The following is a 16,160-nucleotide window of genomic DNA, read 5'->3' as shown; positions in this document are numbered from 1 at the left end:
GCATCACTTCGCGCCCGCAACCACCAACACGATCTCTCCCCTGGCACCTTTTTCGGTGAAATGAGCGATCAATTCGTTCAGTGTGCCCCGCACATGTTCTTCGTGAAGCTTGGATAATTCCCTGGCTACGGATGCCTGGCGGTCGCCGCCCAATACTTCTGAAAGTTGCTCCAGTGTTTTGACCAGGCGATGGGGTGATTCATACAGGACGATGGTACGAACTTCCTCACGCAGGCATTCCAGTCGCGTCTGTCTTCCTTTCTTAACAGGCAGGAATCCTTCAAAGACAAAGCGATCGGCCGGTAGTCCGGAGTTGACCAGGGCCGGTATCACCGCAGACGGACCGGGCAGTGTTTCCACGTCTATGCCGGCCTGAACGCATGCGCGCACCAACAAAAAGCCCGGATCTGAAATACCTGGTGTTCCGGCATCACTGATCAGGGCCAGTTTTCCTCCCTGTTGCAATTGGCCGATGACTTGCTCCAATACACGATGTTCATTGTGCTGGTGGAAAGGCGACATCCGGGTGCCGATCTCAAAATGCTTGAGCAACACGCCACTGGTGCGGGTGTCTTCTGCCAGAATCAGGTCCACTTCCTTGAGTATGCGGATGGCCCGAAGGGTCATGTCTTCGAGATTGCCGATAGGTGTGGGTATGATGAACAGTTTTCCTTGCATGGGATGCCGATGCATTTTGCGAAGGTCCGTTTTTTTTCCCAGAGGAAGATGGGTTGATGCGGATTGTTGCAGGATTTGCAAATACACGGGAACAGGCTGCAAAATGTCGTTTCAACCCGGTTTGGGAGGCCCATAGTTTTGATGTGGAAACAAAAGAACGACTAACCCAATCCCAAAAACAATGAAAGCTAACAAGATCTACCTGACACTGCTATTGGTCATCGTGTTCATCACCGATGAAGAAGCACAGAACGTAAAGTCGGAGGGATGGCGGATGAACAACCATTCGGAACAAATGGACGTAGCCGGTAACGACTACCTGTTCTCATACAGCACATCATCATATGTTCCGCTTACCGGAGCAACAAATGTGAACCAGGGAGAGGTATGGGATGATCCTGAATACAAGGTTCCTATCGGGTTTACTTTCAAATTGTACGATGCGGATATAGACACCGTGTATTTTGGACTCGGATTAGGTGGATTGATCTCCACCTATGTTGATACCGGTTATCATGCAGACTATCTGATCGTGCCGTTGGAGGTGGACCTGGTGGATCGTGGTGTTGCAGAGGGTCAAAGCAAATCACCCATCTCGTACGCGCTTGAAGGCAATCCTGGAAGCAGGATCTTTAAGTTGGAAACGAAGAATGCAGGATTCTGGAATGAGTGGGATGCCCTTAGAAGTGTCAATGACTCGATCAGTTTTCAGATGTGGCTTTACGAAGGGTCAAATGATATCGAATTCCACTATGGCGGACATCTGATTAGCGATGTCGGGGTGGATTACGATGGAGAAACCGGTCCCCTGGTTGGTCTTACAGACGAGAACATGACGAATGCATACCTGTTAACCGGCAATACGGAAGCCCCGATGATCAATCAGAACCCGCTTATACCATACCTTCTTGGGACACCGCCGGAAGGCACTATTTTCAGGTTTGCAAGGCAAACAACCGGACTGGATGCCTATAACATGTCCAAAGGTGTTCGTGTTCACGCCTTCCCCAACCCTGCCACAACACAGGTGACTTTTGAATTGGCAGGTGCCGGCGGACAACAGGTAATTCTCAACATGACGGACGTAGCCGGACATCGCATCCGATCCGTTGCCTTTTCCGGTAACCGGATCACAATAGACAGGCAAGGTATACCCCAAGGCATTTATTTATATACCATTTTCAAAGAAGGGTTGACATTGAACGGAACGATCGTATTCGATTAAGCGAGGTGTACTTGACCGGACCCTCCCTGTGGACAAATTCTCATGGGGAGGGTCTTTTTCATGGTGTTCACCGCCATATCACTACTTTTGCAAAGCGCGTAAGCTTTTCACAATCGTTTCGGTATGGCAGGTATCTATATTCATATTCCGTTTTGCCGGCAGGCATGCTATTACTGCGACTTTCATTTCTCAACCCAGCAGAAGTACAGGAGTGAAATGATTCATGCCCTGCAGGGTGAAATGGCCATGCGTTCTGAAGAACTGAAGGAAAAGACGATGCAAACCGTTTACCTCGGGGGAGGCACGCCATCCATACTTGCTTCCGGGGAACTGGCATCTGTTATGAATTCCGTGCGTTACCATTGGCAGGTCTCACCGGATGCCGAGATCACCCTTGAAGTGAATCCCGAGGATGTGACGCCGGATTCGCTGAAAACGTGGCGACAAGCGGGCATCAACCGGCTAAGCATGGGGGTGCAGTCCTTCCGGGATGAAGACCTACGTATGATGAACCGGTCGCACAGCACCGCGTCCGCACTGGCATCTTTGGAAATGGCAAGAGATGCCGGCTTCGCAGATGTGAACATGGACCTGATCTATGGGATACCCGGCCTGGATGATGTGGCCTGGGAAGCCAACATCGAGCAGTTCATAGGCCTGGATCTGCCGCACCTGTCGGCTTATTCGCTTACCATCGAACCCAAGACGGTGTTCCATCATCGTGTGCATACGGGCGCCATGCAACTCCCGGACGAGGAGAAGGCAATCAGGCAATATATGTTGTTGATGAACCGAATGGAGTCGGCAGGCTACGAGGCCTATGAGATTTCCAATTTCGCCCGGTCGGGAAAGATGGCCAGGCACAATACGGGATATTGGCAGGGAATGGAGTACCTGGGTATAGGCCCGTCGGCGCATTCGTTCATAAACGGTGTCCGCAGCTGGAATGTATCCAACAATGCATCTTATATCAAATCCATCCGGGACGGACAACGGCCGTCCACCGAGGAAATACTTTCGGAAAGCGATCGGTACAACGAGTATGTGATGACCGGTCTTCGCACGGTTTGGGGTTGTGAAGTGGATGAAATCAAAAATAAATTTGGCTCCATGTATTCTGAGTTCTTCCAGGAAGAATTAAAAAATATCAATCCCGAGTACTATGCCAACGTGCAGGGCCATGTTTCCTTAACCCTTGCAGGGAAGTGTTTTGCAGACCGGATCGCATCACAATTGTTTTGGGTGAATTGAAACCAGGAGCGGGAAGCCAATGATATGGGAAATTCAGGTTATTGTTTTACTTTTGCCTGAAATTCAAGAGGCGCACCAAAATAAAATTCTGATAAATGGCATCTTCTCCCGATAAATTGGACAAGACCGATCTGAAAATTCTCCGCATCCTTCAGGAGAATGGCCGGATCACCAACCTGAGTCTTTCGCAGGAGATAGGACTCTCTCCCGCACCCACCCTTGAGCGGGTAAAGAAATTGGAAAATGCGGGCATCATCCAAAGTTACCATGCCGTCGTAGACGATTCCAAAGTGGGTTTGCAGATCCAGGCTTTCATCCAGGTCTCACTGACCCGCCAGGTTAACAATGCGATCGTCAACTTCAAAAAGCAGATTCACCAGATTCCGGAGGTCATGGAGTGTTACCAGGTAACTGGTAATGCGGATTATGTGCTGAAGGTGATTGTGCCGGACATCAGTGCCTTTGAAGAACTGATTTCCGAAAAACTGAGCAGCATGGAAGAAATCGGTTCCATGCAAACCACGGTGATCCTTTCGGAAACCAAACTCAGCCGTACGCTTCCTTTGAAGTACTAAGCCGGTTGTGGCAGTGCCGCTAATCGGAAACCTTTTTCCTTTAAACCAGCCAGGTAATCCGGAAGCATTTCCTTCAACTTGGGGAATGATTTAGCGTTGTCGTGCAACACTACGATGGAACCGCTTTGAGTGTGTCGCAGTGCATCTTTCAGGCATTTAACCGCTGACTTCCCCTTGTCGAAATCTCCGGGCATCACATCCCACAGTACCACCTGGTATTGATGTTTCAGTGATCTGTACAAGTCGGGCGTGAGTTTTCCGTAGGGTGGGCGGAATAGTGGACTGGGGGTGAGTGAAGCACCTTTCCCGATATCTGTCAGAAATACATCCGTTTTGGTTTTCCAGGCATTGAGGTGGGCATAGCCATGATGCCCGACGGCATGGCCGCGGTTCAGGATTTCCAGGGCTATGCCAGGGTGTTTTTCTACCTGGGATCCCTGAAGGAAGAAGGTTGCTTTGGCATCCGCCGCATCAAGGGCATCCAGAACCCATGGGGTTACTTCCTGGGTAGGACCATCGTCAAAGGTCAGGTATACATGATCCGCAGGGTATTCCAGGCGCCACCAGGCATCCGGAAATGCCTGCCGGATGAATGCGGGGGTCTTTACAACGTAGAACAACTTTATTATTCTTCCTGGTCGTCGTAGGCCGCGTTATCGGGAACGGGTTGTTTTCCGTTGAAAGCCTGCTCGTATCGTGCCACGGCTTGCCGTACCCTGGCTGAAAGGCTGTCCTGCTTGTAGGTTTGTGCCTGGTAATCAATGCCCCTCAATACGTTGATATCTGTGCTGATGTCGTTGCTGACCGACTGGATGTCGTCGCGTTTCAGGGATGCGAAATAATCCATCTCGTCCAGGGTGTTATCCAGCAATACATTGAGGATGGCATTGGCCTTATCCGCTTTACCCAGCTGGTAGTATGCTTCTGCTATCGGTGTAATGAAGTAGTTATAAGGAGCCAGGCTGTTAGGCATTACTTCCACGGCATGGTCCAGGGCCTTTTCAGCTTCGTCGTTCTTTCCTTGCTGAATCAGCGCAATGGCAAGGCGTGCGAAGTTGTTCCGGAAATTCATCACCATGCGGCGGTTCTGGTCGTTCAGGTAGATGTCTTTACCTGAATCCATGCCACCCCAGGCAAATTTGTTCATCATGTTATCATACATGATGTTTGCTTCAACGCGTCCAACCTGAGGTCCACGTTGGTTGTTTTTGATGGGTACGAGGTGGTAGGCCAGGCCTTCCAACTGGAAGTAGTCTTCAAGCCCGAGATAGTTGTCATTCCCCACGGTCACCGCAAAATAAACCGGACGTTCCCAGTTGTTGTGTGCGAGCAGGTCAAGCACCATCAGGTGATTTTTCAGCAGGTACCGTTTGGGTTTGCCACCGGGTTCGTTGATGGTCCACTCGATGCCGTTCACCACCTGATCTGCGAGTTCCGGTGGAACAGTTCCATTGCTAATTACTTTTTGCTTGTCAACCGGAATCAGCACCCTATTGGTAGGCAGGTAGTCGAGCATTTTACCACCTTGTGCGCCCAGTTTGGTTTGCGGGTTGTCGCTCTTTACGAAATCCATCAGCTTCCTGGCTTCCACAAAGCCCGGAAGTTTCTGGTCGTAGAATGGCACATAATCACGGGTGCCCTGGATGTATTCCTTGGGTTTCAGGGAAAATGGAACGGGGTCGGAATCGTAAGCTTTCCGCCTCATCTGATCAATGTACCAGTCGGTATTCAGCAGGCTTAGGTTAACCACCCGAACGTCTGTGCGGATGCCTTCCACCTCCTGGGCATACCACAGGGGGAAGGTGTCGTTGTCGCCGTTGGTGAACAGGATGGCGTTCTTGGCACATGAATTCAGGTAGTTGGCGGCAAAATCTCTTGCCGTATATGTGCCGGAACGATCGTGGTCATCGTAGCCTTCTTTACCCATGACCACAGGAACAGCAAGTGTGCATACCGTGGTGGTGAGCACGGCGGCCACACTGGGAGACATCAAATTCTTAAGCTTGTCGTGAATGGCCATCACGCCCAGGCCTATCCATATGGCAAAAGCGTAGAAGGAAGCGGCATAGGCATAGTCGCGTTCACGTGGCTGGAATGGCGTTTGGTTGAGGTAAATGATGATGGCAAACCCTGTGAAGAGAAAAAGCAGGGTAACGGTCAGGGCGTCTTCCTTGTGCTGTTTAAAGTGGAAGATCAGGCCTATGATGCCGAGGATCAGGGGCAACAGGTAAAACGTATTTCGGGATTTGTCGTGCAGGGCCAGGTCAGGCAGTTCCGATTGGTTCCCGAGGAACATCGCGTCCAGTGGTTTGATTCCGGAGATCCAGTTTCCGTTTGTAATCCCTCCATGTCCCTGTACATCGTTCTGGCGACCCGCGAAATTCCACAGGAAATACCGAAGGTACATGTGTCCGATCTGGTACTTGACGAAAAAAGTCAGGTTGTCACCGAAATTCGGTTTTCTGTCGCCTGTAATGCCTCCCCACTTCTTGTAGGCCCTGATGTGGCTGGGCTGTACACTGTGCATGCGTGGGAATACCGTACATCTTTCCGGGTCGTAAACGGGAATGGTGCCTTTCCGGTCGTCGGAAACTACATACTTGCCGGTTTCTTTGTCTTGCACATACACCGGGTTGCCGTCATCGTAAGAAGTTACTTTGGCATCGTAGTAAGGACCATAAGCCAGTGGCCAGTCGCCGTATTGTTCACGGTTCAGATAGGCCAGCAGGCTGATCATGTTTTCCGGGTTGTTCTCATCCATGGGTGGATTGGCATTGGAGCGCACCACGATCATGATAAAAGAGGAATACCCGATCAGGACCGACATGAAACTCAGGAGCACCGTGTTCCACAAGGGTTTCTTTTCGCGGATGGTGTAACGGATGCCAAAGAAGATACCGGCGGTAAGTGCCAATCCGTAAATGATAATCCCGCTGTTGAACGGAAGATTGATGGTGTTTACAAAGAACAGTTCAAACTTGGAAGCCAGTTTGACGATGCCTGGAATCATGACGTTCTGAATACCTCCCAGCAGAACGATTGAGATGAGGGAGGTGTAAATGAGGCCTTTCCTGGAGGGTTCGTATTTTTTGAAATAATACACGAATGTCATCGCTGGGAGTGCGAGCAGGTTCAGGAGGTGAACACCGATTGACAAACCCATCAGGTAAAAAATCAGCACGATCCAGCGATCGGCCTGACTTTCGTCTGCCACACGCTCCCATTTAAGGATGGCCCAAAATACCAAAGCTGTGAAGAAGGATGACATGGCATATACCTCACCTTCCACGGCGGAAAACCAGAAGGAATCGGTGAATGTGTAAGCAAGCGCACCCACGATACCGGCGCCCATGATGGCCCAGGTGTTACCGTTTGTAAGTTCCTCACCCTTGCGTTCAATGATCTTTCGGCCGAGCATGGTGATGGACCAGAACAGGAAAAGGATGGTTAACCCGGAACACAATGCCGACATGGTATTGATCATCGCGGCTACATGTGCAGTGTCGGATGCAAGCAGCGAAAACAACCGGCCCAGCATCATGAAAAGCGGTGCGCCCGGAGGGTGACCTACTTCCAGTTTGTAGGAGGTTGCAATGTATTCACCGCAGTCCCAAAAGCTGGCTGTGGGCTCAATGGTGGATATGAAAACGGTACTGGCGATGGCGAATACCACCCAACCGATGATGTTGTTTAACCTTGCGTATGACATTGCATGTCAGGGTTTTTCGTGATGAGTGGCGAATTTAGGAAATAATTTCAATCCCGCGCTGCTCAAGGCTTTGATTTTAGAAACACTTCACATCGTTTAACAAAAAATGGCAGCTAAGCTTGTTTTATACCTTGGGAATGGGATTTTTTTTATTTTTGCGGCCCCGTGCGCTGTCAAAAGCCCGGTGGTGTTCATTGAAAAGATTAAGCGGTTAGCAGTCGGTCTGAGTACTAACGACTCAAGACTTACGACTAACGACTAAATTGGCCCATGGTGTAACTGGCAACACGTCTGATTTTGGTTCAGAAGAGTCTAGGTTCGAGCCCTAGTGGGCCAACAAAGGAAGCTCCCTCATTTGGGGGCTTTTTTTGTGTGCTGCAGTATTGTAATTTTGCCGCATAGATTAAAGGTTCATTGAAAGATGTAAATGGTTAGTGGTTGGTATGAGTACTAACGACTCAAGACTTACGACTAACGACTAAATTGACCCATGGTGTAACTGGCAACACGTCTGATTCTGGATCAGAAGAGTCTAGGTTCGAGCCCTAGTGGGTCAACAAAATTACCGTAGAACTTCCCCGCAGTTAGAATGCCTGTTGATGGATGGGCGCCTGTAGGGCGAGAAGTTTATCCCGTCGCAGCAACGCGTAGACGGGAAGCCCTAGTGGGTCAACAAAATTATCGTAGAACTTCCCCGCAATTAGAATGCCTGTTGATGGATCGCCTGTAGGGCGAGAAGTTTGCCTTCCGGCAGTAATGTTCATTCAACCTACCTGGGTTGAATGAAGCGGTTGAAATACTCCCTGATCCGCTCCTTGTTTTTTGATGCGAAATCTTTGTACTGGTCGTAGAAGTCGAAATGGAAGCAGGTGACCATGACGTAGCAATCAAGGAAGCCGGCGTTTTGCATCTTATGTGCTTCCTGCAGCGATGCGTCCTGGCTATGAGCCAGCATATATTCCCAGCTGTATATCTCCATGTATTTCGTGTCGGTAAGGGAATTGCTTTCTATTACGATGCCCTTGTCGTTGCAAAAAGGTTTGATCTTGTCTCCTGCTTCGCGGTAAAATGTCCATGGTTCTTTCGGGATCATCTTTGTGGAATCAGGTATGTAGGAATTGATGTCTGTTTCTGCCGGTTCTTTGTTGGTGTTGGGGAAGATCGTACGGGGTGTCCATTGTATGGCAACTTTCTTGTTATCCAGGTAGGCGGCGTCATCCAATTTTAACATCAGGTCACAGTCGGGGTACACCAGCAATGCCTCGATGGCTTCCCTGGTGGCATCGGCGTATAAACTTTCATGCGAATAGGCATCCACCAGAAATTTGCGGGGTTCGAGTTGGTTGGGTTGTGTGGCAATCGCTTCCTTGAAATACTTGCTTGCTTCCACATAGTTCTGCATGGCGTAGTAGCTGTCGCCGATGTACAGTCGCGCCTTGTAAAAATCCGGTTGGGCTTCAATTGAGCGTTGATAGAGTTTGATGGCAGTTGTAAAATCCTTTTTCGAAAATGCTTCTTCGGCATCCTGGAAATACCCGAGTGCCTCTTTTGACACGGCGGTGTCTACTGCCTGGTCGACAAAAATGGAGCGCAGGTACATGGATGAGTAGTAGGCGTCCCTGGCGTGCAGGGTAGCGAGCCGCAACGTATACACATATTTGTTGTATGCCTTTATGGACGGTTTGAATGTGCTGAGAAACGCTTTCAGGTTTTGTGCAATGGAGTCATTGTCCATAGGTACGTCATTCCCGTCTTTGTCTTTGGTGGTGGTTGAGACGCTGATGTTGCCAAGTACCTTTTCGGATACTTGCGAGTTTTTATATTGCTCCGTGCGAATCTTAACCAGGTAGTCCCATCCTGCTCCGTATGTGGGGTTTTCATCCAGCAGTTGCTCCAATTCCTTGCTGGCATCATCCAGCTTGTCTTTCTCCACCAGGTCATGCACAGCCTGCATTTTCTTGTCGAGCTGGGTGGTTTGGGATAGGGCCACTCCGGAGTAAAGGAAAAAAAGTACGGTGGCCACTGTAAGGCCTCGGAAATGGATATGCATGGTATGTATGACTGAGCAAATGATGCTTATGAAGATATGCAATTTGTGTCATAACTGTTTGCTGCAATGAGTGAGCGGAGCCATCTTTTGTACAAATGGGGAATGTGTAACTTGCGGCATGCACATTCGATTTTTCATATACCTGCTGGTGGGCGTTGTTCTGGTGTCATGTGGACAAACACCGGAGCCTGCGCCGGTTCCGGAGGTGAAGCCCGTTCAGCAGGAAGTGCCGCTGAAGACGGGTGAAGTGATTCCCCACATATCTGAATTGCGTGATGTAAGACGGGATTTTTCACTGTACTTACCTTCGGCATATCCGGGTGATTCGTCGCTTGCCGTGCTGCTGCTTTTCGACCCCCACGGGGATGGCAAAGGCCCGGTTGAGGCATACCATGAACTCGCGGAAAAGTACGGGTTCATTCTGGCCGGAAGCAACACGTCACAGAATGGGCAGTCGATCGAAGAATCCCGACGCACCATCAACAGTCTGGTGGAAGACGTGAACCACCTGCTGACGTATGATCATCATCAGCTTTACACCGGTGGTTTTTCCGGAGGAGCCAGGATTGCAGGCATGGCCGCTATGTACCAGCCGGGTGTCTCCGGCGCCATCGCTTGTGGTGCCGGTTTGCCACCATCCCATCAGCCGCCGGTCAATAACTTCTGTTACTATGCATTGGTTGGCAATGGTGATTTCAACCTATACGAATTGCAGGCACTCGATTCATTGTTGCTTCAAACACCGATACCCCATCACCTCGAAGTGTTCGATGGCAAACATGAATGGCCATCTGCCACGCATATGGAACACGGGTTTCTGTTCCTGAAATTCACCGCCATGAAATCCGGTCGCATACCTGAGGATGCACATAAAGAATGGGTGGATGCATATGCCGAAAGCAGCATCCGGCGGGTCGACAGCCTGCAGCAGCACCATCTGTACCTTGCTGCGGGTGAAGCTTTGTTGCAACGCATCCGATTGCTGGAAGGGTTGATGGACATCACCGGTGACAGGAAACGACTCAAGACCCTGCAATCCGATCCGGGATACATCAAAGCACAGAACAGGCAAAACAGCATTAAATCGGAAGAAAACAAAATCAGGGAGCAATACATGCTGGCCTTTCAGGGCGAAGACATACAATGGTGGAAAAACGAGATCCAGCGATTGAAGAAGAAAGATGCTGACCCCGAACAGGAGGCCATGCATCAGCGCTTGCTTGCATGGGCCAGCATCAGTGCGTACACGTATTCCAATTCCATGCTCAGGAACGGAAACCTGCAGGTGGCAAGGCAGTTCCTGGATCAGTACGCCGTCATCGATCCTCCCAATCCCGAACATGCTTACCTGCTTGCTGTTGTTGAGGTGCGCGAACATCACCCCGAAGCAGCCATATCGAAGTTAAACGAAGCCGTGCAACTTGGCTTTAACGACCTGGCCCGCCTCCAATCAGATCCTGACTTGCAGGTGCTGGCCAATCAACCCGATTATCAGACCCTGCTCGAGAAAATAAGCGCACCGGAACAGGAATGACAGGAGGCAGTTGTTGATGCCTTGATCGAAATAGTACCTTTGAAAAAACTTCCTCGCATGACCGATCCAGCCATTCATCGCATCCAGTTGAAAAAAGGGAAAGATCGTGCCGTTCGCAACTTTCATCCCTGGATATTTTCAGGCGCACTCGGGCGGGTTTCCGACAAGATCCAAAGCGGCGACCTGGTGGATGTATATGCCTTCGAAGGAGACTTCGTCGGACGCGGTTACTACGGTACATCATCCATAGCTGTCCGCCTGATCAGTTTTGAACAGGAAGACATCAACCCCGAATTCTGGAAAAGGCAGCTGTCAAAAGCCTTGCAACTGCGCAAATCATTGGGCTTTCCGTCGGACCGGACCAATGCGTTTCGTTGGGTACATGGCGAAGGAGACAGCTTGCCAGGCCTGGTGGTGGATGTGTATGGTCATGTGGCCGTGATGCAGGCGCACCACCTGGGTATCTGGAATGCCAGAAAAGAGATTGCGGATGCGATCCTGGAAGTGGGCCAGGGGTGGTTGAAGGAAGTGGTGGACAAAAGTGCCGAGACCTTGCCCGGTTCAGAAAATCTCAGCGTTGAATACATCCACGGTGAGGCCCAATCGGGTGAGATCTTTGAAAACGGAAACCGCTTTCATGTGCACTGGACAGAGGGACAAAAGACCGGGTTTTTTCTGGATCAGCGTGACAACCGCGCATTGCTCGCGCAGTACGCCAAAGGAAGAACAGTGCTGAATGCCTATTGCTATTCCGGTGGCTTTTCGGTGTATGCGGCAAAAGCAGGCGCATCGCATGTGGATTCGGTAGACAGTTCGGCAAAGGCCATCCAGTGGACCAAAGAGAACATGGCCTTGAACGGAGCTTCCGACATCCATACGGCCATCACTTCCGATGTGACGGAATTTCTGAAAAAACCTTCCGGTAAGTACGACCTCATGGTGCTGGATCCACCTGCATTCGCCAAGCGGTTGTCGGTGCTGGAAAAAGGATTGCGTGGATACCGGCACATCAATGCCATGGCCATACGTGCGATAAAGCCCGGGGGTATCCTGTTCACGTTCTCGTGCTCACAGGCCGTCAGCCAGGAGGCATTTCAGCAGGTGATCTTTCAGGCGGCCCAGGAGAGCCGGCGTTTTGTGCGCATCCTCCATCGACTGAGTCAACCCGCCGACCACCCCGTAAGCATCTACCACCCGGAGGGCTTCTACCTGAAGGGGTTGGTTCTTTATGTTGAATAGATCTCCATGGAACAAAAAGAAATCAACAGAATCATCGATCAGGTAAATCGGTTTTATGATGGTCCGTGCTGGCCAGGCACCACTTTGCATGACATCCTGGATGATGTGGATGCCGGCATGGCCAACGCAGTGATGCCTTTCACCCTGCAAACCATCCACCGCATCGTGTTGCACGTGTTGGCCACAGAGAAGGTGGTCATCAGTCGCCTGGATGGGGCCGACCATGTATTGTCGGAATCCGAAGACTGGCCGTCCTATGAAGAAACCCTCCGGATGAATTGGGACGAGACCAGGGCCAAGGTGAAACAAAGCATGCAATCCCTGCTCGACAGGATCAACCGGTTACAGGATGAACAGCTCGATGCACCGATACTCAAAGGTTTCTCATCCATATATGTGACCCTGCATGGTCATCTGCAACATACCTACTATCACTATGGCCAGGTGATGTTGCTGAAGAAGATCCTTCAATCCCGGAACTGAACGGCACAAAAAAACCGGCTGTGATGCGGATAGCCGGTTTTTTTTATGTGGATGGTTGTTATTCCATGACGATCTTCCGCGTGAGCGACTGTGTGCCCTGTTTTACCTGAAGGAAATAAATCCCTTGTCCATTGGAAGAAATGTCGATGTCTTTGTCGTACCTGCCCGAGAAGTTGGCGATGTTGTCATGAAACACTTCCTTTCCCTGGATGTCAACGATGCGCACATCGGTGGCGCCTGTGTTCGGCAATTCGAACGCCAGGTGGAATTTTCCGTCGCTCGGGTTCGGGAAGAATTTGAGTTCGGTGGATGCCAACTCGGATGTGCCCTGCTGTTTGTCGAGCGCGCCTTTTTCCTGCAGTTCTTTTGCTTCGTCGCCGGATAGGCGTGTGATCATCACGATGCGCTTGTGTACTTCTTTTCCGTCTTCATTGACGAACACATCGTCGTTCACGGTTACTTCCATGCGTTGACCCGGTTCGCCTTTTCCGTCTGAGATCCAAACGGCATGGCCGTCTTCAGGGGTTACTTCCTTGCCATTGATGATGCACTTGATCATGGCGGGTTCATCCCCGTTGCCATCGGTCTCAATCACCATCATGTGTTTCATGTCATCCATGTTTTCGCTATGAATGTCTTCGGTACCGTCTTCTGCGGTACCCACGCGAACAGTCACTTCTTTCTCCACACGTTCCTGTCCGTTCTCATCCACAAACTTGCGAACGCGTACTTCCTTGTGTGCGCCCTCCGGCAGCGATTGTTCGTCGATGCCCTTCAATGCTTCACGTATCTCGGCATCATTACCGGAAACCTCAATGGTGGTATCCAGTTGGGTGATTTTGCCATTTTCGTTGATCTCCTTCACGATCCGGATCTTTTTCGTTGTGGAAGATTCATCCTGTGACTGTGCATATCCCGTATATGCACAACAGGCCAGGATAACGGTTGCCAGGGTGCTGATCTTTTTCATGTCTTTTTCGTTTTGGTTGATAAGGCAAAACTAGCGGGTGATCCGACGCTTACCGGTTAATGAAAGCGTAAAAAACGTTAAGGAAAAGTTAAAGTGCTGGGACCGCAACAGCCACAGCCGTAAATTTACATCGTAACCATGAAATGCCCAAGACATAAGCAAGTGAAGCCATGATGCGCAGATGGAACATGTCGGTACGCACACGTGCAGTGTGGATGACGGTGGCCCTGATAGGCACCACGGTGATCCAGGTGTTGTGGATGCGAAGGGCCTATGAAGACAGGAGGCATTCGTTCGATTTTCAGGTCAACCGGGCCCTGGCCGACGTGGTGGATCAGCTGCAGACGCGGGAAGCGGCGCTGTTCATTACATCCAATTGGCCGAACGATTCGGATACCGTGATTCGCAACAGCCACGTGGTGATGAGTACATCACCGGGTAAGTGGGTGACCAAGGACGAAAGAACGATTGTGCATGCCGTAGGTGCCGGCGAAGATTCGGAGCAAATGGATGTGCGGGTTGAGCTGGATACCGACATGGTTCCGGGGCATCTCACCATTCGCCATTCCGTAATGGCCCACGGCGATTCCGCAACGGTCATCGAAGAAAGGATCTCTTCCGGGGTGGGCGAAGATGAGACGATCGAAAGGGTGGTGAAGAAACTGGCCAGGGAATATGCACACCGTGACGACCCGGTTGCAGGCCGGTTGAACAATCAGAACGTGTCGGAACTACTTGTGAAATGCCTGCAGAATCGCGGCGTTGCTTTGCCTTTTGAGTTTGCCGTGGAAGTGCCGGGGCCAAAGGGAACCGAACGCCCGGTGCACAGCGCAGCTTTCCCTGATTCAGGTGCGAAAGGGTTGCACGAAATACCCTTGTTCAAAGATGATGTGATAGAAAAACCGGGTTCACTCCTGGTGATTTTTCCCGGCGAAGACAAGTTCCACCTGGGTTCGGTGATGGGCATGGCAGCTTTATCGGCTTTGTTCACACTCATCCTCACTTTTACATACATCTCTACACTCAGGGACTGGATCCGCCAGAAGAAACTGGGCGAAATGAAGGCCGACTTCATAAACGCCATGACCCATGAACTGAAAACACCTATCGCCACCATAGGCTTGGCAACGGATGCACTTGGCCACCCGCGGGTGCTGGATGATCCGGAAAAAGTAAAGCAATATGCGGAGATGATCCGGAAGGAAAACCAACGCATGAACAGGCAGGTGGAAAATGTGCTTCAGTCATCGTTGGCCGAGCGCACCGATGTGATCTTGCAGCAGGATCCCGTGAACCTGAATCAGATCCTCGAAAAGGCGATTCATCAAATTAAATTTCAGGCAGAAAATGCCGGGGGAACCCTGGCGATAAAAGCCCCACTGTCCGATGTAATTGTAAAGGGAGATGCCGATATGCTGGAACACGTGTTCCTGAACCTGCTCGACAATGGCATTAAGTATGGTGGCGATCACCCCAAGGTTGAAGTTGTCCTCCGTTGCGTTGATAAATACGCGGAAGTATGCATACGCGACCACGGCAAGGGCATTCCGGTTGTTGAGCAGGAAAAGATTTTCGGCAAGTTTTACAGGATCGGGAAAGGGGATGCACAATCGGTAAAGGGGTTCGGGATCGGGTTGAACTTCGTTAGAAACATGGTGGAGCGCCACGGTGGAAAGGTGTGGGTGGAAAGTGAGGAAGGCAACGGGAGTTCGTTTTTCATTCAACTCCCTTGTCAGGCATGAGTAAAATGGCAGCACATATCCTGCTTGTGGAAGACGAGGAGAATTTCGGCATGGTGCTGAAAAACTACCTGGAGCTGCACGACTACTCCGTGCGCTGGTGCAAGAATGGGAAGGAAGGTCATACCGCTTTCCTGAACGATCGGTTCGACCTGTGCATCCTGGACGTGATGATGCCTGAGCAGGATGGCTTTGCGCTGGCCGGAGACATCCGAAAAACCGGAACCGATGTGCCCATTTTGTTTCTCACCGCACGATCCAGGAAAGAAGACATGATCAGGGGTTACCAGTCAGGTGGTGATGATTACCTGGTGAAACCGTTCGATGCGGAGGTGCTGCTGCATAAACTGCAGGCCATTCTGATGCGCAAAGGCCGTGACAAGGGAAAGGAGGATGCCACTTATGCATTCGGGGATTGCCGTTTCCATGCATCGAGCCGCATGCTTGATGTGAGGGGAGAATCACGACAGCTTTCTCCCAAGGAAACCCAGTTGCTGGCCCTGCTGTGTGCGAACCTGAATGAGGTACTCACGAGGGAGGAAGCCCTGAACACCATTTGGAAAGACGACAGTTATTTCTCTGCCCGGAGCATGGATGTATACATCGCCAAACTGCGCAAATACCTCAAGCCGGATGAAAAAGTGAGTATTGTCAATGTTCATGGCGACGGGTTCAGGCTTGTTGCTGACAATCCTCATGGAACTTGA

At 50.7% G+C, this 16,160-nt stretch carries 13 protein-coding genes and 2 tRNA genes; 10 read left to right on the top strand and 5 right to left on the bottom strand.

All coding sequences use genetic code 11. The annotated features are described in order from the left end of the window. Positions 1 to 3 precede the first annotated feature (3 nt). The gene (gene rsmI, locus H6585_13465) at positions 4 to 678 is read right to left on the bottom strand and encodes a 16S rRNA (cytidine(1402)-2'-O)-methyltransferase (GenBank protein ID MCB9449341.1); all 675 of its coding nucleotides are present in this window, start codon (positions 676 to 678) and stop codon (positions 4 to 6) included. Positions 679 to 859: 181 nt separating this feature from the next. Here rsmI and H6585_13460 point away from each other — a divergent pair, with 181 nt between their 5' ends. The 3 genes from H6585_13460 (at position 860) to H6585_13450 (ending at position 3,729) form a co-directional block, all read left to right on the top strand. Next, on the top strand, positions 860 to 1,903 hold the full coding sequence (locus H6585_13460) for a T9SS type A sorting domain-containing protein (protein ID MCB9449340.1): 1,044 nt from the start codon (positions 860 to 862) through the stop codon (positions 1,901 to 1,903). Between the two features lie 123 nt (positions 1,904 to 2,026). Then, complete coding sequence (gene hemW / locus H6585_13455; GenBank protein ID MCB9449339.1) at positions 2,027 to 3,154, top strand: radical SAM family heme chaperone HemW; 1,128 nt, start codon at positions 2,027 to 2,029, stop codon at positions 3,152 to 3,154. 95 nt (positions 3,155 to 3,249) lie between these two features. Beyond that, entirely contained in the window at positions 3,250 to 3,729 is a 480-nt protein-coding gene (locus tag H6585_13450) for an Lrp/AsnC family transcriptional regulator (GenBank protein MCB9449338.1), read from the top strand. Here the strand turns inward: H6585_13450 and H6585_13445 are convergent. Then, positions 3,726 to 4,349 carry a polysaccharide deacetylase family protein gene (locus H6585_13445; protein MCB9449337.1) on the bottom strand — a complete coding sequence of 208 codons (624 nt, stop codon included), beginning with the start codon at positions 4,347 to 4,349 and terminating at the stop codon, positions 3,726 to 3,728. The genes H6585_13450 and H6585_13445 overlap by 4 nt on opposite strands. 5 nt (positions 4,350 to 4,354) lie before the next feature. After that, on the bottom strand, positions 4,355 to 7,438 hold the full coding sequence (locus tag H6585_13440) for a DUF2723 domain-containing protein (protein ID MCB9449336.1): 3,084 nt from the start codon (positions 7,436 to 7,438) through the stop codon (positions 4,355 to 4,357). 264 nt (positions 7,439 to 7,702) lie between these two features. On the opposite strand from H6585_13440, the gene H6585_13435 reads away from it, so the two are divergent. Both H6585_13435 and H6585_13430 read left to right on the top strand, forming a co-directional pair. Further along, positions 7,703 to 7,775: transfer RNA gene (locus H6585_13435), tRNA-Gln, on the top strand. A 147-nt stretch (positions 7,776 to 7,922) separates the two neighbouring features. Further along, positions 7,923 to 7,995: transfer RNA gene (locus H6585_13430), tRNA-Gln, on the top strand. 212 nt (positions 7,996 to 8,207) lie between these two features. Here H6585_13430 and H6585_13425 read toward each other — a convergent pair. After that, on the bottom strand, positions 8,208 to 9,488 hold the full coding sequence (locus tag H6585_13425; GenBank protein ID MCB9449335.1) for a tetratricopeptide repeat protein: 1,281 nt from the start codon (positions 9,486 to 9,488) through the stop codon (positions 8,208 to 8,210). Positions 9,489 to 9,606: 118 nt separating this feature from the next. Here H6585_13425 and H6585_13420 point away from each other — a divergent pair, with 118 nt between their 5' ends. The 3 genes from H6585_13420 to H6585_13410 are packed head-to-tail and all read left to right on the top strand — an operon-like array spanning position 9,607 to position 12,744. Then, positions 9,607 to 11,022, top strand: coding sequence for a hypothetical protein (locus tag H6585_13420; GenBank protein ID MCB9449334.1), 1,416 nt, complete (start codon positions 9,607 to 9,609; stop codon positions 11,020 to 11,022). A 57-nt stretch (positions 11,023 to 11,079) separates the two neighbouring features. Next, positions 11,080 to 12,261 carry a class I SAM-dependent rRNA methyltransferase gene (locus tag H6585_13415; GenBank protein ID MCB9449333.1) on the top strand — a complete coding sequence of 394 codons (1,182 nt, stop codon included), beginning with the start codon at positions 11,080 to 11,082 and terminating at the stop codon, positions 12,259 to 12,261. A gap of 6 nt (positions 12,262 to 12,267) precedes the next feature. Continuing rightward, complete coding sequence (locus H6585_13410) at positions 12,268 to 12,744, top strand: DinB family protein (protein ID MCB9449332.1); 477 nt, start codon at positions 12,268 to 12,270, stop codon at positions 12,742 to 12,744. 58 nt (positions 12,745 to 12,802) lie between these two features. On the opposite strand, the gene H6585_13405 is transcribed toward H6585_13410, so the two are convergent. Next, the gene (locus H6585_13405) at positions 12,803 to 13,714 is read right to left on the bottom strand and encodes a T9SS type A sorting domain-containing protein (protein MCB9449331.1); all 912 of its coding nucleotides are present in this window, start codon (positions 13,712 to 13,714) and stop codon (positions 12,803 to 12,805) included. 170 nt (positions 13,715 to 13,884) lie between these two features. Between H6585_13405 and H6585_13400 the strand changes: the two genes are divergently transcribed. Both H6585_13400 and H6585_13395 read left to right on the top strand, forming a co-directional pair. Next, complete coding sequence (locus H6585_13400) at positions 13,885 to 15,456, top strand: HAMP domain-containing histidine kinase (GenBank protein ID MCB9449330.1); 1,572 nt, start codon at positions 13,885 to 13,887, stop codon at positions 15,454 to 15,456. Continuing rightward, positions 15,453 to 16,160, top strand: coding sequence for a response regulator transcription factor (locus H6585_13395; protein MCB9449329.1), 708 nt, complete (start codon positions 15,453 to 15,455; stop codon positions 16,158 to 16,160). Before H6585_13400 ends, H6585_13395 begins: the two co-directional genes overlap by 4 nt.

Source organism: Flavobacteriales bacterium (assembly GCA_020635855.1).
GTDB lineage: Bacteria > Bacteroidota > Bacteroidia > JACJYZ01 > JACJYZ01 > JACJYZ01.
Note: the sequence above shows the minus strand (reverse complement) of the source record. Positions and strands in the feature narration are given on the sequence as shown.

Bases quoted from the DNA above. Each gene is read 5' to 3' on its own strand.
- H6585_13420 (MCB9449334.1), top strand. From the start codon at position 9,607: ATGCACATTCGATTTTTCATATACCTGCTGGTGGGCGTTGTTCTGGTG.
- H6585_13395 (MCB9449329.1), top strand. From the start codon at position 15,453: ATGAGTAAAATGGCAGCACATATCCTGCTTGTGGAAGACGAGGAGAAT.
- H6585_13425 (MCB9449335.1), bottom strand. From the start codon at position 9,488: ATGCATATCCATTTCCGAGGCCTTACAGTGGCCACCGTACTTTTTTTC.
- rsmI (MCB9449341.1), bottom strand. From the start codon at position 678: ATGCAAGGAAAACTGTTCATCATACCCACACCTATCGGCAATCTCGAA.
- H6585_13460 (MCB9449340.1), top strand. From the start codon at position 860: ATGAAAGCTAACAAGATCTACCTGACACTGCTATTGGTCATCGTGTTC.
- H6585_13440 (MCB9449336.1), bottom strand. From the start codon at position 7,438: ATGTCATACGCAAGGTTAAACAACATCATCGGTTGGGTGGTATTCGCC.
- H6585_13400 (MCB9449330.1), top strand. From the start codon at position 13,885: ATGATGCGCAGATGGAACATGTCGGTACGCACACGTGCAGTGTGGATG.
- H6585_13450 (MCB9449338.1), top strand. From the start codon at position 3,250: ATGGCATCTTCTCCCGATAAATTGGACAAGACCGATCTGAAAATTCTC.
- hemW (MCB9449339.1), top strand. From the start codon at position 2,027: ATGGCAGGTATCTATATTCATATTCCGTTTTGCCGGCAGGCATGCTAT.
- H6585_13415 (MCB9449333.1), top strand. From the start codon at position 11,080: ATGACCGATCCAGCCATTCATCGCATCCAGTTGAAAAAAGGGAAAGAT.
- H6585_13405 (MCB9449331.1), bottom strand. From the start codon at position 13,714: ATGAAAAAGATCAGCACCCTGGCAACCGTTATCCTGGCCTGTTGTGCA.
- H6585_13410 (MCB9449332.1), top strand. From the start codon at position 12,268: ATGGAACAAAAAGAAATCAACAGAATCATCGATCAGGTAAATCGGTTT.